Below are 23,315 nucleotides of genomic sequence, written 5' to 3'. Positions count from 1 at the left end.
GATAAGAGGTTATTCCCTGTTTTCCTTGTATTTACCTACCCAAGAGCGAATAGGCGCTGACTCATGAATAATAAAGTTACCTATCGCCAACAATTCACTCGCTGTGGCAAGCAGCGCTGTCGCAAATGTAGAGAGGGAGCCGGTCATGGGCCGTATTGGTACGCCTATTGGAGCGAAAACGGGCGTACCATCAGCAAGTACATTGGTATCAAGCTTCCCCCCGATGTCGAGCAATCGCAGCAAGCGGAGGGAGAGATGGCAAAAGAACTTGCTACTGGTGTCCCATCCCCTGTATCTTCCCCCTCCCCGGCCTCTCCACATCTTCGCATCTACCTCCTCGGCCAGTTTCGTATCGAGCGTTTGAGCGGCCACGAGTGGGTTGCAGTGGATAGTCGTACCTGGCACCGCCGACGTGCGCGCGCACTGCTCGGATGCCTGCTTAGTAGCCCTGGGCGGCGTCTGGGACGAGAACAGGTGATGGAGCTACTCTGGCCCGATCTCGACATTGACGTAGCGGCAAATCGTTTGAACGGAGCGGTGCATGAACTACGGCAAATTCTCGAACCCGAAATCGCTCGTCCCGCCAATTCACGTATGCTCCGTCTCGAACGCGATATTCTTGAACTGGCCGATAGCTCTCACATCTGGATCGATGCCGAAACCTTTGAACTCCTCCTCAAAGAAGCTAACTCCTCCAATGATCCCCAACAAACAGAACGCTTGCTCGAAGAGGCCAACTCGCTCTATAAAGGCAACTACTTGCTCGAAGAACTCTATTCAGAATGGGCTGCTCCCCGACGCGACGCCCTGCAACGAGCATGGGTTGGTCTATTGCTAAATCTGACCAACTTACGAGTCGAGCAAGGCACCTATGCAGGAGCGCTGGAAACGCTGGACCGACTGCGCATCGCCGATCCCGCCAACGAAACCGCCCTGCAACGCCTGATGATCCTGCTTACCCAGCTCGACCGGCGCGGGGAGGCGCTCCAGGTCTATCGGCAACATGTTACCATGCTGCAAAAAGATTACGAAAGCGAACCACTGGCCGAGACAACAGAACTGTATGAAGCGCTCCGTCAGGGACATGTGCCAACACTCTACGCAATTCGGCCAACCACCGTCGCCAAAGACGCCGAGCCACAAACCACCTCTACCACCGAGCAACCGATTGCAACCTCTCAGGAAGCCTCGTTCACTCGCCCTCTTTTCCAGCCAGGGCGTCATAATCAGAGTCCGTTGATTGGTCGCGACCAGGAACTGGACACGATGCGGCAGGTGGTACAGGCAGTAGAGGCACTATCGGCTGAAAATGAATATGGAATAACAAACAAAGAGCCGTTGAATCGCGCGTTACCGACCGTCACCTCCTCATCGCGCGCCAGGCGTCCTCATTTTATCTTATTACGAGGAGAGGCGGGCATCGGGAAGACGCGTCTGGCAGAGGAGATCAGCCTTGAAGCCTATACACGTGGCTGGGCTGTCGCCTGGAGTCGGTCGTATGAACAAGAGGGGACTATTCCCTATCATCCCTGGACCGAGCTTTTGCGTACGCTCTTGAAGGGGGCAAATACGCTGGCAGAACTGGACAGCATTACGCTTCCCGATGGATCATCCCAACTCTCGCCAATGCAAAGCAAGCTGGAACGCCTGAGTACGCTGCTGCCAGAACTGGTCGCCGTCACCTCGCGCTCTACCTCGCGCCCTCTGCCAGCTGCTCCTCACGAACAGGAGCGCCTGCACTTATGGGAGGCGGCATCGGGTTTATTAGGCACACTGAGTAAAATTCACCCGCTCTTGCTGGTGCTTGACGACCTGCACTGGACCGATGAGAGCAGCCTCGAACTGCTGACCTATCTCACGCACCATCTTCAAGACCAACGCATCGTCTTGATCGGCACCTGTCGCGACGGCGAAATTGCGCCACAACACAAGCTTCATACTCTGGTTGCCGATCTACGGCGGGAACAGGCAATTGTCACTATTCATGTCAATCCGCTTACGCACTCACAAATCGATACGCTGCTGGCCCATCTGCCCAAAGATGCCGTGCAGAGCATCCAGACACAGGCAGCAGGTAATCCTTTCTTTGCCGAAGAACTGGCGCGCTATGTTGGATCGTCCATCGGGGAGCCGGAGACAATCACGACGCTGGTCCAGCACAAGCAAGCGGCACTTCCGGCGAATCTCTCCGCGCATTTCCGCGTCGCGCGCAAAACGGGCCGCGAACGTTCCCAGCGCTCACTTCCTGAACCCATCGCAGCAGTGCTTGAGCGCCGTTTGAGCCGATTGAGCAGCGGTTGTCAGACCTTACTCGGCAAGGCTGCTGTCCTGGGCGGCTCCTTTGAGTTGAGCCAGCTGCTCCCGATGGCAAACGAGCAAGACGAAGATACTATTCTAGATTTATTGGAAGAGGCACTTCATGCTGGACTTTTAACCGAAGAAGGGACCGGCGCGCATATTACCTATCATTTCTGGCATCCGCTCATTATCAGCCATCTCTACGAGCGCCTTTCGGCGGCTCGGCGAGCGCAAATGCATCGTCGAGCCGCCGAGTCGATCAAGGCGTCTCATGCCTCCTCGCAGCCAGAAAAAGTTGCCGCAACCATCGTCTATCATCTGACACGTGGCGGTGGTGATCCTGCCCAGATCGCCTATTACGCTGAACTTGCGGGCAATCAGGCGCACATTCTGGCTGCATACACAGAAGCTCAACAATACTATCTGCAAGCGCTGCAAGCTCTCGTCAACGACAAGTTGCCCATCGCTGAAGATGCCGAGGTTCATAGCCAGATCCAGCATATTACGGCACAAATCATCAATCGTCGCCCACAGACTGATCCGTTACATATCTGCATCTTGCTCGAACACGTAGCGGAGTGCGGCATGGTATCGGGCAATTATGAAGAGGCCCGGCATCTTTACGAGTGCATCCTGAGCATCCGCACATCCGACGATTTCTTCCATGCAGCTTATCTTACACAAGATGAAGAAATCAACGTAGAAGCACTGCATAAGCGGGAGGCACAGCTACAGGCGTTACTCTGGAGGGAGACCGGCAACACGTGGACGGCCACCGGCAATTATACGCAGGCGTACGAATGCTATGCGCAGGGCAAAGCGGTGATAGCGCAGGCCGGAATCACGACTGGAGCAGCCTGGGCCTGCCTGCATCTACAATATGGTGAGATGCTCCGTCTACAGGGACGCTACCAGCAATCGCGCCGCTATTTACAGGAGGCACTGGCGACGCTTGAGCGAGTTGTGCGGCCAGTTGTTGGCAACAACCCGGGCTTTCATACAGCAAACGCCAGAGTGTCGCATATACAGTACGTTCCTGAAACAGACAAAGCGCTCCAAACCAGAACGGAACGCGCACTGATCGGGGATCCGTTGGAAATCGGCTATGCACATGAGCGTCTGGGCATCGTTGCCGCCAGCGTGGGCCAGTTAAGCGAGGCGCTACAACACCTGCACATCACATTGAACATCTTCGAGCAAAGCGAACTGGTCTCGGAGATGGCGCGGGTCTGTGGCAATCTCGGTGTGGTGTATGCAACCAAAGGCGCTCAGGCCAGAGCATTTGAGTACATGCAGCGCTCGCTTAATCTGGCCGAGCGCACCGGCGACCTGCCCAACATGACCTTTATTATTGGCAATCTGGGAGATATGGCACATCGGGCCGGGAAACTGCTCGAATCAGAGCGCTGGTTTCAACGTAGCCTGTCGCTGGCCGAACACATCAACGACCGTGAGCGCATCAGTTGGTTTAGCGTCGAGTTGGCAACTGTCCAGCAAGATCTGGGCAATTTCAACGAGGCCGCCATCCATCTACGACGCGCCTTGCTGACGGGACGCGCCATTCAAAGCTCGCGCTGCATTCACTATGCGCTGGTGGGCCTGGGCAACTGGCGTATCGGCATGGCTGTTCTCGATTATAAGCTGCATGGCAATCTTGACAACAACAAAAAAATTGACGTCGCCGGTCAACGCCTGTTCTATCGTGCGCAATCCACCTTGCAACGCGCCATTGCGTCGAGTGCATTGGAGGCCGAGGCGATTATCGAGAGCAGACATCTGCTGGCAACCATCCATTTCCTGAAAAACGAACGTGTAACAGCATACGAGATCGCACTACAGGCGCTCAAAGAGGCACAGGAGAACGAGATTGCCCGCATGATCGGACGCACCTATTGCCTCCTGGGGCGCATCCTCACAGCTCAAGAGCGCTATGCTCAGGCAGAACAATGTCTGGAAAACGCCCTGCATATCGGGCGCGAACATGAGTTGCTGCTCGACTATGCACGAGCACGCCATAGCTACGGAATCTGCCTGCTTCAACGCTGGAAAAAGGGGACGCAAGAAACAGATACCAGGCTCTATCAACAAGGGATTGCTCACCTGCACGAAGCCCGGAGCATCTTTGAGCAATGCAACGCCAGCGTCGATCTCTCCCAAAGCGAACAGATCCTCTCCACCTACGAACCACAAAATGCCAGGAGATAATCATACCTGGGTAGCGACAATGCCTTGCGCCTGTCGCCGTGAATGCACATGTATAGATAAATTGTTTGCACAGGAGTGCTGATCACGCAAAGCCATCGGGAGGGTCGTTCTCCGTTTTCTGCTTCTGCCTCAAGAATAGCTATAGAAGCAGTCTGAAGGCACCAGCACATCAGGAGCGACTGGGCAATGATCGCTTTGTGGAATTGATCGGCGGGAGGTGCATCGATACGGGCACACGAGGCAACTTGATCGAGGTGGATCTCGGCAATGATCCTGAAGGGGTGGCCCACTACGTCCAGGTGAGAGACGCCTCCACGCAGCGCCAGTATTACCTGCGCGTTCCCCCCTCGATCAGACGAGCTGATGAGGCCATCGCCTGGACCTTTGGACTCGATGAGCAGGACTATCAACCCGGGCAAGAGACATAGGGAGTAACCAACTCATTTGTTCAACCTCAAGCTGTCCGGCTTTCAAGAGAGGAGAAGGCAAAGAGCAGATTGAGCATTCTTTACCCGGATTTGATATGATATAAATAAAGAGAACAATCCGATGCAGGAACCTGCTCTTTTGTCAGCATCCACTGCACTTCAACATCATCTCACAACACACTGAAAGGCTTTTCAGCATGACCAACGACCGCGTTGACCTGACAGCATCGCAACAGCGAGTACAAACTCAGAACGACATTGAGACAGCCATTACGGAGATATTTGCCCCGGAAGATGAAGGCCTGCGCAATGCTCTGGCAACGGCCAAAGCAGCTGGATTACCAGCCATCCAGATCTCTCCCATTCAAGGCAAGCTATTGCAATTGCTGGCACGAGCAGCGAATGCGAAAAAAATTCTAGAGATAGGATCGCTGGCTGGTTATAGCGGCATCTGGCTGGCGCGCGCACTGCCAGAGGGAGGCCGCCTCATCTCACTGGAAATCGATCCCAAACATGCTATGATTATCCGCAACTCTTTTGCCAATGCAGGGGTTGGAGACCGCACAGAAGTTCGCGTTGGCAAAGCCCTCGATCTTCTCCCACACCTGACCAACGAAGCTCCCTTCGATCTCGTCTTCATCGATGCAGACAAATCCCCCTACCCGCATTATCTCGATTGGGCAATACAGCTCTCTCGTCCTGGTAGCATCATCGTAGCCGACAACTGTATTCGTGGTGGCAAAGCATTACGAGGTTCGGACGATGAGCAAGAAGAAAGCACCGCTGGCCTGCTGGAATACAACCGGCGCGCGAGCAGCGATCCTCGCCTGACCTCTCTTGCTCTGGCAGTCGATTCAGGCCATACCGATGGCTTCACGATTTCTGTTGTCTCCTCTCCCGTTTAGTAGTCGAGCGATTTATCGCGGAGGAAGAGTATGACAAGCACCCGCGATAAATCGCGCGACTACGATGAAAGCTTGCAGTTTCGGTTGTTCAAACTTACGAAAGTATAGTAAATCAGCAAGTACTGTTGGAGAAGAGGAGCAGCATGACGCTTATAAGCGATTTTCACAGCCATGTCTCTCGTAGCTCTGCCGAACAGATGGCGCACTCGGCGCGAGAAAAAGGGCTACAGATTCTTGGTCTCTCCGAGCATGACTTTCAAATGAATGAGGCCCGCCCACTTCTACCCCATATGCCGCTAGAGGGCCAGATGCTCTCTTTCGCCGAATATATCGAAGCGGTCCATGCAGCTGGACGCGCTGCGGATATCGATGTCCGGCTGGGGCTGGAAGTGGACTTTGTGCCTGCAAAAAACGACCAGATTCAAGCATCGATAGCGGACTATCCCTGGGATTTTCTCATTGGTTCCGTACATGAGATTGACGGCAAGCTGTTTGAACTGGGCAACGGACAGGCGCGCGAGGAGGGCGAACTGCTCTGGCAGCGCTACTTTCGCCTGCTGCATGAGGCGGTGAAAAGCGGCTATTTTAGCCTCGTAAGCCATCCTGTACGCATGCGAGCCAAAAACCCTTACGTTCCTGCAAACATTGACGACGAACTGGAACAACTAGCTGCCGAGGCCACGCGCCAGGATATTGCACTTGAGATCAACGGCTCTGATATGCTGGGCTATCCTGATCTTGTACGCCGCCTCGCCAAAGCCTGCGTCCTGCATCGCACACCGATCAGCATCGGCTCCGACGCACACAGACCCTACCAGGTCGCCAAAGCACACCAGCAAAGCGAAGAGCTGCTGCGAGAAGTTGGGATCAAGAAAGTGCGCATCTGGAAACAGCGCGTACCTGAAGAATACGAATTCTAACAGCGCATATGCTTTTTCACAAAAGCTCATAAAACAACCGGATGGTGCATACCGTTATCCGGTTGTTTTATGAGGAAGGAAGCACTGCCAGGCGCAACTGGTGCACATGTGCGGGAGCGGCGATCACATCGATAGCGACGATCTTGCCATCTCTGATGCTGGGACGCAGCAGAAGCAGGGGCCACCCACGCGGGGCAGCGACGATGCCCACCCCTCCATCCACAAGCAGCGGTTGTGCGAACGGAATGCGTCCCAGCAGATGCCTGGCTCCCCTGGTGATCCCGGCGAGGGCTTGCGCACCACGAACCTCCCCTCTCATGCCTCGGGCTACAGCAGCGCGGTCGGCTCGAACCACGAGACCCGGGTCAAGCACTGCCAGCAACGCGTCAAAAGAGCCTTCACGCGAGGCAGCGAGAAAGGCATCAACAACGGCTCGGCTTTCGGCGAGATCGACGTCTTTCTCTATCGTCAACCCTTGCACGCGACGACGAGCGCGGCTGGCAAGCTGCCGTGTTGCCGTGGGAGTACGTTCCACAAGTGGCGCAATCTCATCAAAGGGCACCGAAAAGAGGTCGTGCAGAACGAAAGCGAGCCGCTCGGCAGGCGCAAGCGTGTCCAGAACCATCAGCAGCGCCAGACCCACGCCCTCGGCCAGCTCCGCTTCTTCCTCAGGATTCATCGTCCTCTCGTGGCTAATGATGGGTGCGGACGCCGAATCGTCCAGGGACTCCTCACGCCGGGACTTGCGCGCATGCAGCATGTTGAGGCAGATGCGTGCGACCACTGTTGTCAGCCACCCGCCCAGGTTCGTAACAGTGCTCATATCGGTACGGAAGAGATGCAGCCAGGCCTCCTGAACCGCATCCTCCGCTTCAGCAAGAGAGCCGAGCATACGGTAAGCCAGTGCGCGCAGGCGAGGACGCTCTGCCTCGAATTGCTCTATCAGCCAAGTGGGTGTCTCTCTCATCGGTCACATTTCCTCATTTCGTTTTGTCATGGGTATAACGAAGGAACCCTGGCCGATGGAATCGGAATGGCGCAGATGCAGCCAGCCAGATGTGTCTCTCCATCGGTCACATTTCCTCGTTTCGTTTTGTCATAGGGATGACAAAGGAACCCTGGACGATGTGACAGGCAGGCGCGCTCCCACCCTCACAGCGTTAACTGGGTGTCCTGTCACAATCATCCTAAAGCGTCAAATAGGCGAGGTCATCATCTGGATAGGATGACTTCATAACAAAGAAGGATCAGTAATGATAAAAAAACCATTTCGTTTCGGTATCGTCACCGACAGTATCAATCCCTCTCGTTCGGCATGGATCGCTCTGGCGCGCAGGGCAGAAGAACTGGGCTATACAACCCTTCATCTACCTGATAGTACACCAACGGCAGCACTCACTTCAATGGCGGTCGCAGCCACAGCTACCACGACTCTGCGTGTTGGAAGCTTCGTTTTTGTGAATGATTATCGCAATCCAGCGTTACTTGCCCGAGAGATAGCGACCCTGGATCGACTCTCTGATGGTCGAGTAGAGCTGGGGCTGGGGGCCGGTAACTGGCCGCTGGACTTCCAGCAACTCGGCATTCCCTTTGAGCAGGCTGCTGTCCGCTTCTCTCGCTTTAAAGAGAGCTTCTCCATTATCAAAGAGTTCTTTAGCAGCGAGGTCGTGAACTTCTCCGGCAACTACTATACCGTGAAAGACTTGCAGGGCTGCCCCAGTTCGGTGCAACGCCCCCATCCACCGATTTTCATCGGCAGCGGAGGCCGCCGTATGCTCACGTTGGCAGCCCATGAAGCCGATATTATCGCGCCAATCGCACAGACCCCCGAAGAGTTGGAGGAGAAGATTGGCTGGATACAAAATGCAGCAGGAGAGCGCTTTGAGCATCTGACATTCAGCCAATCCATCTTCGACATCGAATTGACTGATAGCCCTGTTGCGGCCTCGCCTCTTCCCCAGGAAAATATACCAGGAGGATCTCGCCCAATGACTAGAGAACAGGCGATAGAGTATCTAGAGCAGCAACGCGAGAAGTACGGCTTCTCCTACTTTTACCTTCGAGAGAGACAGTTAGAGAATTTCGCTCCTGCACTTACTCACCTCAACGGAAAGTAATGACCAGGGACTAGTAGAAAACCACCGCATCGTTTTCGCGTTGGCACATATCCATCATGTGCCAACGCTTTTTTCATCATCTTGATAAACCAAAGAAAAGTGCCGCACTATCCTTCAGGCTCTTCTGTCATTCGCCCGAAGGTTAGACCTCATTCCAGCTTCTTCGCTCTTAATAGGAAGCTATCGAGGATTTATGTCGGAGCTCCAATAAAGGACCGGAAATTACCTGCATTGCTGCTAGACTTGGTGGTAGATGGAAAGTAGATTTGCAAATACGGAAAGAGGAAACAGCAATGAATATACAAAGCATCGCCAATTTTCAGGTGACTTCCTGGGAGCAGACCTCCTATGACAAACCAGAGAACGCTCCCGAACTATTCCGTACCGATGTGAAAAAGGTGTTTCATGGCGAGATAGAAGCTGAAAGCTGCGCCGTTCTGCTCATGTGTCAGGGCGATAATGGCGGCGGTTATGTGGCAAACGAGCGGGTTGTCGGGCGCGTCGGAGAGCACTCCGGCAGCTTCGTAATCCAGCATGGCGGCGCGATGGCAGACAACAATGTAGCCGAGTCGTTCGGCTATATTGTTCCCGGTTCAGGCACCGACGAGTTGCGCGGGATACGCGGCCACTGCTCGTTCCGCCACGATGAGCATGAAGCCGTCTTCACCCTCGATTACGAGTTTGTGTGATAGCTTCTATTCATTGGCAAGAGAATAGTTTGAAAGTAATTCGAGCATGGTGAGGAGTGCTGAGTGATCCAAATCTCCTTTCCCTTGCTCGGAAAGGCCAAGGAAAAGCTGATCCACAAAAGCCGTCATTGGTACTGCGACACCAGAGGCACGAGCTAGCTGTAAAGCGATGCCAAGATCTTTATGATGGAATCTGGCTTTGCCACCAGGCGAGAATTGATGCTGAATCATCGACGCTCCACGCAAATCCATAACACGATTTTGTGCCAGACCTCCACCTAATACCTGAAGAATAACGTCAGGCTGCACCCCTGCCTTTGCACCAAGCACAAGCGCCTCAGAAACCGCCTCAATGATGAGAGCCACCACCACCTGATTACAGGCCTTCACTATTTGCCCCGATCCATGTGGACCACAATGGGTAATCCTCTGGCCTAACACTTCAAAGACGGGACGAGCGCGTTCCAGATCCTCTTGCGTCCCTCCAACCATAATAGAGAGTGTGCCAGCACGAGCGCCCACGTCACCGCCACTGACTGGCGCATCGAGTACATGCACATCATGACGCAGTGCCTCAGCCGCCAGCCGTTGCGCTGTTGCTGGCGCAATCGTACTCATATCGATCAGCAAAAGGTCTGCATGCGAACCCGCTAAAAGGCCATCAGAACCGGTGAAGACGCTTTCAACGTCAGGAGTGTCGGGCAGCATCGTAATCACGATATCGCAACGCTCCGCTATCTCTCGCGGCGATGTCGCGGCACTCGCTCCCGCCTGCACAAGCTCGTTAACAGCAGGCGCGCTGCGATTAAATACACTCAATGAATATCCGGCCTTGAGCAAATTATGAGACATGGGCTTCCCCATAAGCCCCAGGCCGATAAAGCCAATATGCTCCCCCACTATAAAAACCTCCCTCTAAATTTATAGTATGGATTGTCCTGTTATGGCACCTGCATGCGGCTCCAACCGTAGAGTCCAACCTGAGTACCCTTCTCAATCTTCATCGCCTGGTGCTTCTGGCCACTCGTCAAATCGCCGTACCAGATAGCCTCATGATCGTCATACACGCCTCTGGCCACCAGGGTATAGCCAAATGGAGCCACCGCGACAGCACCAGACGGGATCAGGCCGCCGCCCGGCGCTACGTCGTCTAATATGGCCTGATCCTGGCTCTTGTTAGCTCCCAGCTTAGCAACCTGATACTTCCCGGCTGTATAGGCAAGCACTAAAGGCGCTGCATCAGCGGCATACCCGATCATCGGCCCGGACTGAGAGCGCAATACATGCGACTGCGTGCCGTCGCTGTTCACAACAAACAGGCCGTTTTGCTCCTCCTCACAGACATAATAGACCTGCGTTCCCACCGGACTCAACCAGAAACTCTTCCCGCTAGCACAGGCATTCGTTACCGGCTGCACCTTGCCATGCGTAATATCGACGCGATTTAAAACACCAGTCGCGCCATCCTGGCTGTTGAGATAATAGAGATAGCCATCACGGTAATATTGCAGATACTTCACGCCTGTTGAAGCAAGGATATGATAGACCTTCCTGTTTTGCACATCAACCTGCGCAATCCCTTGCTCCGTACCGATAAACACATAACGATCATCGGTACTCCAGACAGCGTGGCTTTCCTCATCCGACGTGGTGAACAGTGACATTGTGCCAGTGAGCGAGCGCAGGTAATACGTCGTTTGATCGCCATCAAACACACTATAGAGCAGTTTGGTGCCGTCGTGAGAAACCTCCAGAGGCGTCAGCGAAGAGTCAGAGTCTTGAGAAGTTACCAGCACAACGCTTCTATTTGCCTGCGGATCAAACAGGCTGATCGTTGCATCACCATCCTCAATAGAGGTCATGACCACCGACGACCAGCGACTGGACGAGGCAAGCGCGACAGGGGCCGATAACAGATGCATAGAGGATTTCGGCTGGCTAAAATAGCCGAAGATGCCCAGCGAAGCAAACACAACCACCAGCACCGCCGCCAGAGAAAGCACGGCCCGCCAGGGTATGCGTGATCGCCGTCGCTCTGGTGTTATTTTTGCTAATGGCGCTTCGTAAGAGGCAGGCAGCTCTTCCCTGATAACATTTGGAGAACGGGCTATCTGCTGTGTGTTGCGTACCGCATGCAAAATCTGGACCTGCATGGAAGGGGTTCGCATCTCTCCATCAACCAGCACCTCTTGCAACATGAGACGTTGCCGCGAGCGCATCTGGCGGGCCTGTTCCAGAGCCTCGGTACAGGTTGGGCAATCTGGCATATGCTCCCATAATTGCTTGAGCAGCTGCTCCTCCTGCCAATCCACGAGAGCTTTCTGCTCCCCATCCAACACATCGGCCAAGCGCAGGCAGTAAGAGCGCAAAGAGCATGGAGGCATGTCTTGCCTGTGGGTATCCGAAGTCTTATCTCTCATCCAACACCTCCCCGATTAAGGCCAGCATAAATACGGCGAAAAGCCTGACGTGAACGCGATAGACGACTACGAACGGCAGAGAGCGAATCTTGTAGTATTTCTGCAATTTCTGCATAGGTGAAACCCTCCGCATCCAACAGCAGACACTCAGCCGAAGCAGGGGGCAATTGTGCGAGCACCTGCCGCACCAGATCAAGCTCAACCACCTGCTCCTCGAACGGCCCCTCAGCACCCAGATAGTCCTCGCCTGCCTCGCCACATTCATCATCTTCTCGCGGTAGCGCCGTCAACGAAACAACGGCAACGTGTTTGCGCCGCCTCCATTCGCTCCGTAGCAGATTAAGCGCAATACGATATAACCAGGGCGCAAAATGCAATGCCTCGCCATCCATACGTGGCAAAGCCCGGTATGCTGCAAGAAATGTCTCCTGACAAAGATCCTGGGTCAGTTGTACATCCTGAGTCAGTCCGTAGAGCATACGTCGGATGCGCGGCTCATACGAGATGACCAGGCTCTCAAATGCTTCCACCGATCCCTTGCAGGCCTCGATTACCAGCCTGGACTCATTTTCGATGGCGTTCATATACTTCCACACACAACTGAGCGGCCGAACTCATGTCCTCCATAGAGATAAATGCATACATCCATTCATTTGTCTCGTTTCAATGATTATTCTGGCAAATTTGCTAGCGATGAAGTAACTTCTACATAGCGAGCGAGGATAAAGATCAGATCGGAGAGGCGATTGAGATACCGTACCACTTCGGTATTTTGAATCACGCCATCATGCAGCAGTTTCACAGCCATGCGCTCCGCACGACGAATAATAGCTCGCGCCATATCCAGTGCCGCTCCGTCCAGGGTATCGCCGGGGATAATAAATTTGTTGGGGATCTCCACCGCACTCTGTAATTCCGCCTCCACCTGCTCAAGATGGTGGACGTGTTCGGCTGTCATTCGTAGCCCCATCTGCTCATACTGCTCAGGCGGCGTCGCCAGCTCCCCCATCAGCAGATAGAGTTCCTGCTGCACGCGATAAATAATATCCTTTACTTTCTGATCGCGCGCCACTGCCCGTGCCAGTCCAAGCGCGGAGGTCGCCTCGTCAACGGTGCCGAATGTATCAGGGCGAGGATCATATTTGGGGACGCGCTGCGCTCCCAATAAACCAGTATAGCCCGTATCGCCGGTCCCTGTCGTTACCTTAGCCATATCTCGCCTCTTTCAATGCTCTCAAGATTAAAGTATTGTAGTAATCACCATACATTGTTAAAAGAGAATATTTCCCATTACTTTTCTTTGCCGCCTTATCATAGCACGAACACAGGCAGTTCGATGTACACAAATCCATGAAAATAGAGCATTTTCTTGATTTTTCTCGCGCTTTATAACAGGTTGCTGATTTTTTGGAACAAAAGAGCCAGGATACGTGTCAAGCTCGATCACAAAGCATTAGCTATCTCTTGCTATCTCATCCCCTCTACAACTCTGGTCAGGTGCTTGATTCCTTCACGTATTTCTTGCTCATTGACTCCCGCATATCCCAGAAGCAGCCCGGCTCGCTGCGGAACGCCCGCAAAGCGCACGGAGAACAAGGAAGGGTTCCAGGATCTCAGGTGGCAAAACCAGATAGCCCAGTCGTAGAGATGGGAAGAGAATCTTACTGAATGTTCCCATATAGATGACTCGACCATGTGTATCCAACCCTTGCAAAGAGGCCAGGGGACGCTCATGATAGCGAAATTCGCTGTCATAATCATCCTCCAGAATCCATGCTCCAGCGCTCTACGAGGCAATCAAGGAAGCCTCGAACTTGTGGCAATACATCTATATTCAGCAGCCTCGCTCTCTGAAGCAGATGGAACAGTGGGTGACACAGGCTCTCCAGGAGCAGACACAGGGCACGAGCCTGCCTTTTGCGATTATAGATCTCGCCAGTGAGCGTATTGTTGGCTCAACACGTTACCTGCGTATCGAGGTGCAACATCGTGGTCTGGAAATTGGCTGGACCTGGCTGATTCCCTCTGCCCAGCGCACCGGCATCAATACTGAATGCAAGTATCTCTTGTTGTGCCACGCTTTTGAGCAATTGGGCGCGATTCGCATCCAACTGAATACCCATTCCCTCAATATACAATCGCAACAGGCTATTGAGCGTTTGGGAGCAGTGAAAGAAGGTACTTTTCGCAATAACAGGATTATGCCGGATGGTTCCTATCATCACTCAGTTTACTATAGCATCATTGAACACGAGTGGCCAAAGATAAAAGCGGAGGTTGAGGCGAAGATGCGTCAGCCGAGATAGCGATAGGCGCGGCTGACGCGCCTCCACTCTCTTTCGCGTCCACGCACCGGGCGCTCCTCATTTACCGGCTCCAGCAGGTTCGTTGCCAGAAAGCGCTGGCGCAAATTCGCTAGATCGATCTGCTCGTCGGAAGGAACAAATGCACGGTAGAGCAGAGCGGCCTCAACCAACGTCAGAATGCCATCACCGGTGGGAGGCTCTTTGACGACGTTGAGGGGACGCGTCTCTTTATTGATCTCCTGCTCCCGCTGCTCTAGCTCATCCAGCAAATTCTTCATTGTACTCATATCGGCCAGATAGTGCAGCAACAGCCCTGGATCACGTTGGACGTGTGAGCGCAATGTATAGACAGCATTTAATACCCCCGGCAACACGTCCGGGTCAATGCTTCTCTGACCACTTTCAATTTCAGCAACTGGCACCCAGGAGACATGCAGGCTAGGAACCGGCTGTAGATGCAGATTGGGACGCAACTCATCGCGATTGGCGCGCAACAGGATGCTGTGGATCAGCGAGACAGCCGCCCCCTGCTCAGTGCTTCCCCAGACATACACCTGTTGCTCCTGCCAGCCAGCCTTTAATTGCAAGAGTGACGCCTGAGCTGGCCACACCAACAATGCCTCCAACGAACGTTCCACCGCATCGGAAACAGATTCGCTGCCAAGCACAAGACGCATTGGTGGTCCCCAGGGGCCGTTCCGCAACAACACCCATAACGACCAGTCCCGAATCGCAAAAATGACCGCGCTTGCCGTGACGATCAACTGACGCGGTACAGCATCGCGAGCGGGCTGCGAGGAAAGCGGTGTATTGGGCCTGGGAACAGATGTACTCATAAATGCGCGACTCCAAAGACCATAGATATTCTTGATAGTATGAATTATTGTGTAGTATAACATGCCGCAAAAAATTTTACTGCCAATTGGCACCATTCTCAGCCCTAAAGCAGCAAATAATGGGTTCGCCCTCAATCCAGATTCCGGCGCAGACTTGCCAGCCATCGGTAAGCTTAGGTACAATATCGATAATAGCACAGGCCATTATTAGAACTCCGGGAAAAGAGGAATGGATAACTGAAAAATGCATACATGAGGTGAGCTTTCCGACAACGAGACCAGCGTACCAGTCATTACGTCAAGAGAAAGGCAATATTGTGTGAGCAGCGATATCCCACGACCAATACATCTTGAAGTAACTGTCCCCTACATAGCTCTACCATCAGTAACGGAGCAGACGGGGACAGATGAAGCGGAAGCGATGACGGAACAGGTTTATCTTCTGGCAACAGGTCCATCTACCCAGCTTGTGGCCGGGAGTTGGGAAAAGCCAGCTACATACACCACACGAAAAGGGCTGTTTCACCTTTTTCAACGTACCGCCGAACTTCTTCCCAACACGCGCTATCTCCTGCAAATTCTACGGCCCTCCTGGACCAGCAAACCGGAAGAACTCCCATCCCTACCCATTCTCACCGACGAGTTCGCCTTTTCACTTGTCTACCATCAGGCCGGTTCAGAGGAACCGAAGGCAAGTATCCAGGCGGGATCAGCGCGCATCGTCATTCAACTTGATGAAGAGGGTATACCGAATAGTTATCGCGTCGATGAAGTTGAGGGGTAAGGAGAAACAGCTTGCCATGCCCGCCTTTTTAACACACTGGCGCATCCTGATTGAAACGGCACGACGTAGCCAGGACGCCGGCAGCGATCTCGGTTCGCTCATTATTGACACATCAGCACTGCAACGGCGCATCAGCGGACTGCCAGTTCCACCCGAAACTCCTCCAGCCGGTGCTGTCTGGAATACCGGACCACTGCCCAGGATCGATTATCGCTTTCCCGGCAGCGACATTTCCGCAATGGCCTATCTTGGTGCTCTAGCCCCAGATATCACCAGCTTCCAGAAAGGGCATTTCAAAAGTAAGATCAGCGATGCCCGCGCGACGCCTCCGCGCCCAGATGCCCCGCACGAATGGGAGACGCTCTTTCATATCAATCGGTCGGGCGACCTGCTCCTCACGCTGCTGGAACATATCTCCGAGCTACCATCACCCGCTGTGCGCAGTCAAGCGCTGGCCTTCTGTCTCGGTTATCTCTCCCATATCGCCGCCGATATCGCCCTCAATCCCTGGCTGAATGTGCTGGCCAGCAAGTATAGCAAGCAAGAAATACCAGGCATATTTCTGCCGCTGGGACGCCATTTTTATAGCGAGCTATGCCTGGATGAGTACACCGCGATCATCTATTTCAAGCACGAACTCTACGAATGGTTCAACCAGCCCTGGCACAACTACATTGAACCAGCCGCATCTAACATTCTCACGGCAGCAGATTTGACCGCGCGCATCCTCGATCTCTTTATTGGAGCTGCCGAAGCGACGTATGAGCTGAGCGAAATGCAAAGCCAGGATTTGCGCCGCCAATATCTGGCAGGATTGCAGCGCGTGCGCACCTATCTGGCCGGGCGCGGCAACTTTCGTCTGCTCGTCTTCAACGCTCAGGCCCGACAGCGCAAAGCCGATCCCATTATCGCAAGCGTGGCCCTGCATCGCCACCAACGCGGCGCAACCACCAGCGAGGCCGTTATCGCCTACGCCATCCGTCTCAGCGAGCGGCTCTGTCGTCGTGCCATCAGCTACTACGCCTCCCTGCGCAACACAACGGCCAGCGCCGAGGAGCGCAACCAGCGCCGCACCTCCCTGCGCAATGATCTCCGCAACTGGAATCTTAATACCGGCTATACGCTGGAAGTGCTTTTCGATCAGGAGATTACCATTCGCTATCTTCACAACTGGATTCATTTCGCTGATCTCTGGGATGAAGACGCGTCAGAAGCGATGCACGCGGAGAACCCCATTTATTCATAAAAAAGGGGCAATAACAAAAAAGCACCTGAGCGCTCAGGTGCTTTCTATATGTCTATTACCAGACCGTTTTTCTGCTTAGCGTCCCAGAAGAAGATGGAGGCCAAGCGAAACCCCGGCGGTAAGCAGTAATGCCACCAGTTGATACAAACGATAACGAGCAAGCGTCACGCGCGGATCAAGAGCAATAGCTTTTGCGCCACCGGTGGATCGTCGCGGCTGTTGCTGCATGAATGCACCCCCTTCAGTCCGAACGTAGGAGGATTCCTACACATTTCTTATTATTATATACGAATCAGGATCAGTTCTGGTTGTTTTCAGAGCAAATGTACTCGACTTTAAACAAAATGGCTATGAAGTAGCACACACTCAACCGGGCGGCGGCTCCACCAGACCATTTTGCTCATGATGCTTTTTTTTCTCAATATGCCCATTCATCAACACAGCACCAATGCCAGCTGGATCTATTTCAGAATCAGGCAAGACCAGTTCGCAATGCATCTCTAATAAGCGGCGAGCCTTACTGTAATCTTTATCAAGCAGCACACGAAATACCTGTTCGCAGACGGCCAGCGCTTCGGCAGCGGCGGCTCGCCTCGTCGCGGTCAACGCGCCCAACAAATCGTGGCGCTTGGCCGAGCGAAACAATACGTGGACTTTCTCCAGGACTTCGGCAAATTCCGTATGGATCTGCTCGCTCCAACTCTGCTCCTTCACCAGCGTCGCCGCCTTCGCCAGAAAATGGCCGCAAACCTTGACGATGGCATTGTACTCATTGTTACGCACCTCTAATAAAAGTTGGAGGATACGGTCTTCATCAGCCGAATCGAGAGGAACAACGGAAAAAATGCTGGCCTCGCCTCCCATCTCGCGAATCTCATGTGATAGTTGGCGAAACTGCTTTTCAACCTCATCTGAATAGGGTAGCAGGTAGACAGAGTTCTGGAGGGCATAGGCACCGAGGCTTTGTAAACGTCGCCAGACCCAGACGCGCTTCTGAGAGGGTTCACTGGGGACTTTATAGGTTAGTTGCAACCAGCGCATCGCTTCGCGCTCATGCATGGATCTCAACTCCCAATTTTGAGGTACTATCAGTAACATTCGTTACCGGTCCTCGTTATGGTACTCCAAATAGTAGAGCAAAGTCAAGCGCAACTCACATTATTCAGAGGGGAGCGGTAGAAGATGAATGCGACAGCAATTCGATTCCTGCACGTACCATCAGAGATAATAGGGAGATTCACACGTCCCGACGAAAGACATTCCTGCTTGTTCGTAAAAACTCATACATGCAAAAAAAGATGCGTGCCAGCTTCAGCCGACACGCATCTCCTCTCACAGTGCTAGAACTTCACAGCTCCGGCAGAGAGATTGGCGATGAACTGACGCGCGCCCACGAAAAAGATGATAATCAACGGGATCGTTGCCATCAACGTTCCGGCCATCACCATACTATAGTCGGTGCTGTAGAGACCGTTAAGCGTGGAGAGCGCCACCTGTAGCGTGTACAGATTGGAATCGTTCAATACGATCAAAGGCCAGAGGTAATCGTTCCAGGCCGTAATGAAGGTCAGGATGCCCAGAAAGCCTAGTGCCGGACGCAGTGCTGGCAACGCAATGTTCCAGTACAACCGGAAATGGCCGCATCCATCGATCCGGGCGGCATCGATCAGCTCGTTATGGATGGCGTTCATCGCATATTGCCGCATCCAGAAGATGCCAAAGGCCGTCACCATGCTCGGCACGATCAGCGGCAGGAACGTTCCGATCCAGTTCAGGTTCGCCATAATGACGAAGGAAGCGACCAGCGATCCAGACGAGGGCAGGATCATTGTTCCCAGCAGAAAGGTAAACAGCCCCTTCTTCCAGGGAAACTCAAATTTGGCAAAGGTGAAACCCGCCAGCGAGCAGAAGAAAAGCACCAGTACCGTCACGACAACGGCCACAAACAACGTGTTGAAAAAGTTTTTCATAAAATCGATGTTTTTCAACACATTCCCGATATTGACCAGCAGGTTGCCACCAAAGATCACTTGTGGTGGAACGCGGTAAATATCGCTGGTGGTGTTGGTTGCCATCACGATCATCCAGTAGAACGGAAAGATCGAGATGACAAGTGCAATCAGTAGCAACACATGCGTAATGATGCGCTGAATGGGAGTGCCTTGCTGAGCCATACCCTATAACTCCTTTTCATGAATAACAGGATTAATCTTCACGTTGAACAAGCTTCCAGTTCAGGAAGGTGAAAGCCAGGATGATGAAGAAGATGACCCAGCTGACGGCGGCACCATAACCAAAGCGGTGCGAGGCAAATGCCTGCCAGTATTGATAGAGCATCATGGTCAGGCCTTCGTTACCAATACCACCATTGTTGCCGCTGGCATTGACGTTGAAGAGGATCTGCGGCTCTGTGAAGAGCGAGAGGCCACCGATAGACGAGGTAACAACCGTGAACAGAATGATCGGACGCAGCAGCGGAATCGTAATCCTGAAGAAGATGTTTTTCGTGTCCGCACCATCGATGCGTGCCGCCTCATAGACATCGGTGGAGATGCTTTGCAGGCCCGCCATATAGATGAGCGCGTTATAGCCGGTCCAGCGCCAGATCACGATCAGCGCCACCGCCCATTTCATCGGCCATGCATCAGTCAGCCATTGCACGGCAGGTAGATGAATGGCGGTCAACACCGTATTAATCAAGCCATACTGCGCGCTGAAAAGCGAACCGAAGATGATGGCAATTGCCACCGTTGAGGTAATGTTGGGCAAGAAGTAGCACAACTGATACATGAACTTGGAACGTTTGCGCTGGTTGAGCGCAAAAGCCATAACCAGAGCAAAGAACAGCATGGGGATGGTGGACATGATCCAGATGATAAAGGTATTGAGTATCGCTTTGCCGAAGACGGGATCAGTCAGGACAAAGTAGAAGTTTTGCCATCCCACAAATTGCATTGTGCCTATACCGTCCCAACGCTGAAAGGCCAGGTAGAGCGAAAAAAGGGTCGGGATCAGACCAAAGGCTAAAAAGACGAGAAAGAATGGCGCAATGGACAAATATATCGGCCAATATTGCTGGAACTTGCTCTTCCTTTGCGGAACAGCCTTTTCGCTGGCACGTTTTTCGTTCAGCGCGATTTGGCTGACACTACTCATGGGTTTTCCTCCTTCTATGGACTGACTCTAGCGCAACAGTTCTCTCTGTGCTGTTTGCTGAGCATCGTTCCAGGCCTGATTCGGATTCTTATTCTGGAACTCCACCAGACTCAATTGATCGGTAACTGGTGTTCCCACAAGCCCCTCATCAGGGCCGTGATACGTCAATGGAACCCGCTTGGCTACATCAGAGAAAATGGTCGTTGTATCCTGTCCACCATAAAAGGCCTCTTTTTGATGCAAGCCGGGATCATCGAGAGCGCTGATAGCTGAAGGATAGAGTTGTAGAGCTTTGTATCCAGTTACTTGATTCGCCGAGGATTGTAACCACTTGATGACCTCAAAGGCCTCTTTGGGATGCTGGCTATACTTGGTAATCCCCAGGAAAGAGCCGCCGCTGTTCCCTGCGCCACCGGGAGCATAGGTGATGCGCCACTTACCAGCGGTATCCGGCGCGGCTTCCTGTAATACCTGTTTCATCCACGAAGCACCAACAAAAGAGGCAATCTGTCCATTGTTTGCCGCCTGGTTCCAGGCAGGAGTCCAGTTCTGTATTTTGGCCGTCACTCCTTCCTGCGCAGCCTTCGTTGCCTCATTCCACATCTGCTTAATATGGTCATCATTGCCGATATATTGGTTGGAGGTCGTAAAATACCGCTTCACACTTTGCGCAAGGATCTGGCCATAGACGGTACTTGCGTTGTCGATCATGAATGATTTGCCATTCATGGCCTCTTTGTATTTCACCGCCGCTTGCAGATAATCATCCCAGGTCTTGAACTGAGCCGCGACAGCCGCCGGATCACTGGGCAGGCCAGCCTTCTCGAAAAGATCTGCGCGATAGAACAATGCTGTGGGGCCTGTGTCCATCGGGAAACCGATCATCTTGCCATCGGGTGTCACGCCGAGGTTCCATTTCCATTCCAGATATTGCGACTTTACCTCATCAGCACCTAATGTCCGCAAGTCTACAAATTGATCTTCCGCCGGGAAATATGTAGCAATGTTATCGTTGATACCCATGATGTCCGGCACCCCGTAATGCCCAGCCATCGATGTTCTGACCTTATTGTCATAATCGGTAATCTTTTCCGCCCGTAATTCGATGTTCGGAAACTGCTTGTTCACCGCTGCAATCAAATCATCGTCGATTGAACGATTCCAGTACCAGAGCTTCAACTGGATCTTGCCATTGGCGTTCGCACTCTCGCCGCAAGCCGCCAGCGTCATCACCAATGATAGGAATACCAGCGCCGAAAGGATACTCCTCAGTGCAATTGTCCTTGAGGTATGCTTCATAACGAACCTCACTTTCGAGAAAGATTCCTTCCCTCATCAGAGAGGGAAAACATGTCCATTGATGTGATGTCAAGATGACACGATGAAATGGATAGTGACTTCTATTCAGACGAACATATTTAAGAGCGCAATGCAGGCAAGGGCAGGTGCCAGAGCGCTTGCGGCCCCGGGCAAAAAGAGGAAAAGATAATGATAGATGCAGGCATACATCGCCTCCTTGTTCGCTTCAAAATAAACTGATGTCAATCAACAACGCTGTGATCTCTCAGTGTAAACGTTTACCCACCGGGGTAGAAGAAAATCAGGTTCCTTTCTTTATATTCAGTATGTGCCCCTTACGGTGCAGCTATGCGGACGATGGGTTTACACCGTCCCTATCAGGCTCAGCTATTCAGCATCCTGCGTATACAAGGCAGTCGATCCACGAACGGCCAGGGTTGCAGGGTACATAGATGGAGGCGCGGTCGGTTGCCCATCGATAGCTTGCAATAGTGTATCGATAGCGAGGGACATCACTGCCGCTTTGTCGATGACGATAGTCGTAAGCGGTGGCGTTGTATAGCGAGCCAGCGAGATATCATCCAGGCCAACCACTGAGAGATCGCGAGGAATCTGTTTCCCCAGTTCCCAGGCAGCTGCCATCACGCCGATTGCCATGACATCGTTCGTGGCAAACACTGCGGTTGGTGGATTGGGATGTGTCAACAGTTTATGACCTGCCTCTTTGCCGCCCTCCGCAACATATTGTCCAGGCTGGATAAGCTGTGGATCAATGGTGACGCCGTGCGCGGCCAGAGTCTCCTGAAAGCCTGAGAAGCGCAAAGCGGGGATTGATCCATCGGGAGCCACATGAGCCACGACACCAAAACGGCGATGTCCCAGGCTCAGCAAATGTTCAGCGGCGAGCTGACCTCCCTGATAGAAATGAAAGTCCACAGAAAGTGAAGTAACCTCGCCTGGACCTTCCCACAGACACCAGACAATGGGAAGATTCGGGGTGACGATGGTTTGCAGCACGTGGGGAGGAGGGCAACCACCAAACACCAGCAGGCCATCTACCTGCCTCAGTACGAGGTCTCCTAGCAACTTCTGGCCCACCACGTCATCGGTCGTAAGCGTGGTGACAAAAACGCGCAAACCGGCTTTATATGCTAATCGCTCAACTATTGCTATGATCTCCCCGTAGAAGGGGTTTTCGATATTTGGTAAAGCAAGGCCAATAACTCCGGTGCGCCCCTTTATCAGACTACGCGCCACCAGATTGGGTTGGTAGCCAAGCTCCTGGGCAAATTTCATCACGCGCGAACGGGTGGCTGCACTCACCGACCCTTTACCAGAAAGGACATAGGACACCGTTGTTGCCGTGACTCCTGCCGCCTTCGCAATATCGTAAATTGTCGCCATACCTCTCCTTTGGGGTATCTCTCGCTCGAAGTTGATCGATTAACTAATACACAAGTTAATATCATGTATTCAAAAAAAAGTCAATAGCTCTGTCTCAGAAAATCAGCACTGGCCTGTAAAAATCTGAATACCCTGACTTTCGTAGTCGAGCGATTGATCACAGGGCGCTTGTCATGTGATCAATCGCTCGACTACGAAAGCTTTAAAGGGATGAGATATATTGAGCTATGATGGAATTTGGGAGAGGCTGAGCGAATATAGCAGATGTATTACATGAGGAAAGAAATGGGTAGGCAAATAGC

21 protein-coding genes and 1 pseudogene are annotated in these 23,315 nt (G+C 52.9%); 9 read left to right on the top strand and 13 right to left on the bottom strand.

Annotated elements, in window-relative coordinates; all coding sequences use genetic code 11:
- Positions 1-63 precede the first annotated feature (63 nt).
- The 4 genes from K3T83_RS34775 to K3T83_RS34760 all read left to right on the top strand — a co-directional run bounded on the left by K3T83_RS34775 (position 64) and on the right by K3T83_RS34760 (position 6,756).
- Positions 64-4,503 (top strand): DUF6788 family protein, encoded by a 4,440-nt coding sequence (locus K3T83_RS34775; protein ID WP_220207500.1) that lies wholly within the window; start codon positions 64-66, stop codon positions 4,501-4,503.
- 65 nt (positions 4,504-4,568) lie between these two features.
- A complete protein-coding gene (locus K3T83_RS34770; protein ID WP_220207499.1) occupies positions 4,569-4,931 on the top strand; it encodes a DUF6745 domain-containing protein in 363 nt (120 codons plus the stop codon).
- 197 nt (positions 4,932-5,128) lie between these two features.
- The gene (locus K3T83_RS34765) at positions 5,129-5,836 is read left to right on the top strand and encodes an O-methyltransferase (protein ID WP_220207498.1); all 708 of its coding nucleotides are present in this window, start codon (positions 5,129-5,131) and stop codon (positions 5,834-5,836) included.
- A 143-nt stretch (positions 5,837-5,979) separates the two neighbouring features.
- The gene (locus K3T83_RS34760) at positions 5,980-6,756 is read left to right on the top strand and encodes a PHP domain-containing protein (protein WP_220207497.1); all 777 of its coding nucleotides are present in this window, start codon (positions 5,980-5,982) and stop codon (positions 6,754-6,756) included.
- Positions 6,757-6,823: 67 nt separating this feature from the next.
- Here K3T83_RS34760 and K3T83_RS34755 read toward each other — a convergent pair whose 3' ends face one another.
- On the bottom strand, positions 6,824-7,723 hold the full coding sequence (locus K3T83_RS34755) for a sigma-70 family RNA polymerase sigma factor (RefSeq protein WP_220207496.1): 900 nt from the start codon (positions 7,721-7,723) through the stop codon (positions 6,824-6,826).
- Positions 7,724-8,009: 286 nt separating this feature from the next.
- On the opposite strand from K3T83_RS34755, the gene K3T83_RS34750 reads away from it, so the two are divergent.
- Both K3T83_RS34750 and K3T83_RS34745 read left to right on the top strand, forming a co-directional pair.
- On the top strand, positions 8,010-8,873 hold the full coding sequence (locus tag K3T83_RS34750; protein ID WP_220207495.1) for a TIGR03621 family F420-dependent LLM class oxidoreductase: 864 nt from the start codon (positions 8,010-8,012) through the stop codon (positions 8,871-8,873).
- Positions 8,874-9,166: 293 nt separating this feature from the next.
- Entirely contained in the window at positions 9,167-9,562 is a 396-nt protein-coding gene (locus tag K3T83_RS34745) for a DUF3224 domain-containing protein (RefSeq protein WP_220207494.1), read from the top strand.
- Positions 9,563-9,568: 6 nt separating this feature from the next.
- On the opposite strand, the gene K3T83_RS34740 is transcribed toward K3T83_RS34745, so the two are convergent.
- The 5 genes and pseudogenes from K3T83_RS34740 to K3T83_RS58075 form a co-directional block, all read right to left on the bottom strand.
- A complete protein-coding gene (locus K3T83_RS34740; protein WP_220207493.1) occupies positions 9,569-10,462 on the bottom strand; it encodes a 2-hydroxy-3-oxopropionate reductase in 894 nt (297 codons plus the stop codon).
- A gap of 41 nt (positions 10,463-10,503) precedes the next feature.
- Entirely contained in the window at positions 10,504-11,982 is a 1,479-nt protein-coding gene (locus tag K3T83_RS34735; RefSeq protein ID WP_220207492.1) for a TolB-like translocation protein, read from the bottom strand.
- Positions 11,979-12,566: an RNA polymerase sigma factor gene (locus K3T83_RS34730; protein WP_220207491.1), complete on the bottom strand. Its 588-nt coding sequence runs from the start codon at positions 12,564-12,566 to the stop codon at positions 11,979-11,981. The genes K3T83_RS34735 and K3T83_RS34730 overlap by 4 nt, the downstream gene beginning before the upstream one ends.
- An 86-nt stretch (positions 12,567-12,652) precedes the next feature.
- Positions 12,653-13,195, bottom strand: coding sequence for a cob(I)yrinic acid a,c-diamide adenosyltransferase (locus K3T83_RS34725; protein ID WP_220207490.1), 543 nt, complete (start codon positions 13,193-13,195; stop codon positions 12,653-12,655).
- 360 nt (positions 13,196-13,555) lie between these two features.
- Positions 13,556-13,759 (bottom strand): annotated as a pseudogene (locus tag K3T83_RS58075) (MocR-like pyridoxine biosynthesis transcription factor PdxR); the annotation flags it as partial.
- A 37-nt stretch (positions 13,760-13,796) separates the two neighbouring features.
- On the opposite strand from K3T83_RS58075, the gene K3T83_RS34715 reads away from it, so the two are divergent.
- Complete coding sequence (locus K3T83_RS34715) at positions 13,797-14,288, top strand: GNAT family N-acetyltransferase (protein WP_236065050.1); 492 nt, start codon at positions 13,797-13,799, stop codon at positions 14,286-14,288.
- On the opposite strand, the gene K3T83_RS34710 is transcribed toward K3T83_RS34715, so the two are convergent.
- Positions 14,276-15,124, bottom strand: coding sequence for a hypothetical protein (locus tag K3T83_RS34710; RefSeq protein ID WP_220207488.1), 849 nt, complete (start codon positions 15,122-15,124; stop codon positions 14,276-14,278). The genes K3T83_RS34715 and K3T83_RS34710 overlap by 13 nt on opposite strands.
- A gap of 319 nt (positions 15,125-15,443) precedes the next feature.
- Here K3T83_RS34710 and K3T83_RS34705 point away from each other — a divergent pair, with 319 nt between their 5' ends.
- Both K3T83_RS34705 and K3T83_RS34700 read left to right on the top strand, forming a co-directional pair.
- A complete protein-coding gene (locus tag K3T83_RS34705) occupies positions 15,444-15,908 on the top strand; it encodes a hypothetical protein (protein ID WP_220207487.1) in 465 nt (154 codons plus the stop codon).
- 16 nt (positions 15,909-15,924) lie between these two features.
- Positions 15,925-17,154, top strand: coding sequence for a zinc dependent phospholipase C family protein (locus K3T83_RS34700; RefSeq protein WP_220207486.1), 1,230 nt, complete (start codon positions 15,925-15,927; stop codon positions 17,152-17,154).
- 75 nt (positions 17,155-17,229) lie between these two features.
- On the opposite strand, the gene K3T83_RS34695 is transcribed toward K3T83_RS34700, so the two are convergent.
- The 6 genes from K3T83_RS34695 to K3T83_RS34670 form a co-directional block, all read right to left on the bottom strand.
- On the bottom strand, positions 17,230-17,382 hold the full coding sequence (locus tag K3T83_RS34695) for a hypothetical protein (RefSeq protein WP_220207485.1): 153 nt from the start codon (positions 17,380-17,382) through the stop codon (positions 17,230-17,232).
- A gap of 138 nt (positions 17,383-17,520) precedes the next feature.
- The gene (locus tag K3T83_RS34690; RefSeq protein ID WP_220207484.1) at positions 17,521-18,213 is read right to left on the bottom strand and encodes a Chromate resistance protein ChrB; all 693 of its coding nucleotides are present in this window, start codon (positions 18,211-18,213) and stop codon (positions 17,521-17,523) included.
- Positions 18,214-18,494: 281 nt separating this feature from the next.
- Positions 18,495-19,328 carry a carbohydrate ABC transporter permease gene (locus K3T83_RS34685; protein ID WP_220207483.1) on the bottom strand — a complete coding sequence of 278 codons (834 nt, stop codon included), beginning with the start codon at positions 19,326-19,328 and terminating at the stop codon, positions 18,495-18,497.
- A 31-nt stretch (positions 19,329-19,359) separates the two neighbouring features.
- The gene (locus K3T83_RS34680) at positions 19,360-20,310 is read right to left on the bottom strand and encodes a carbohydrate ABC transporter permease (RefSeq protein WP_220207482.1); all 951 of its coding nucleotides are present in this window, start codon (positions 20,308-20,310) and stop codon (positions 19,360-19,362) included.
- 27 nt (positions 20,311-20,337) lie between these two features.
- A complete protein-coding gene (locus tag K3T83_RS34675) occupies positions 20,338-21,609 on the bottom strand; it encodes an ABC transporter substrate-binding protein (RefSeq protein ID WP_220207481.1) in 1,272 nt (423 codons plus the stop codon).
- A 387-nt stretch (positions 21,610-21,996) separates the two neighbouring features.
- Entirely contained in the window at positions 21,997-23,013 is a 1,017-nt protein-coding gene (locus K3T83_RS34670; protein WP_220207480.1) for a LacI family DNA-binding transcriptional regulator, read from the bottom strand.
- Positions 23,014-23,315: the final 302 nt, after the last annotated feature.

This window comes from Reticulibacter mediterranei (assembly GCF_016587455.1).
This window is presented reverse-complemented; position numbering and strand designations above follow the sequence as displayed.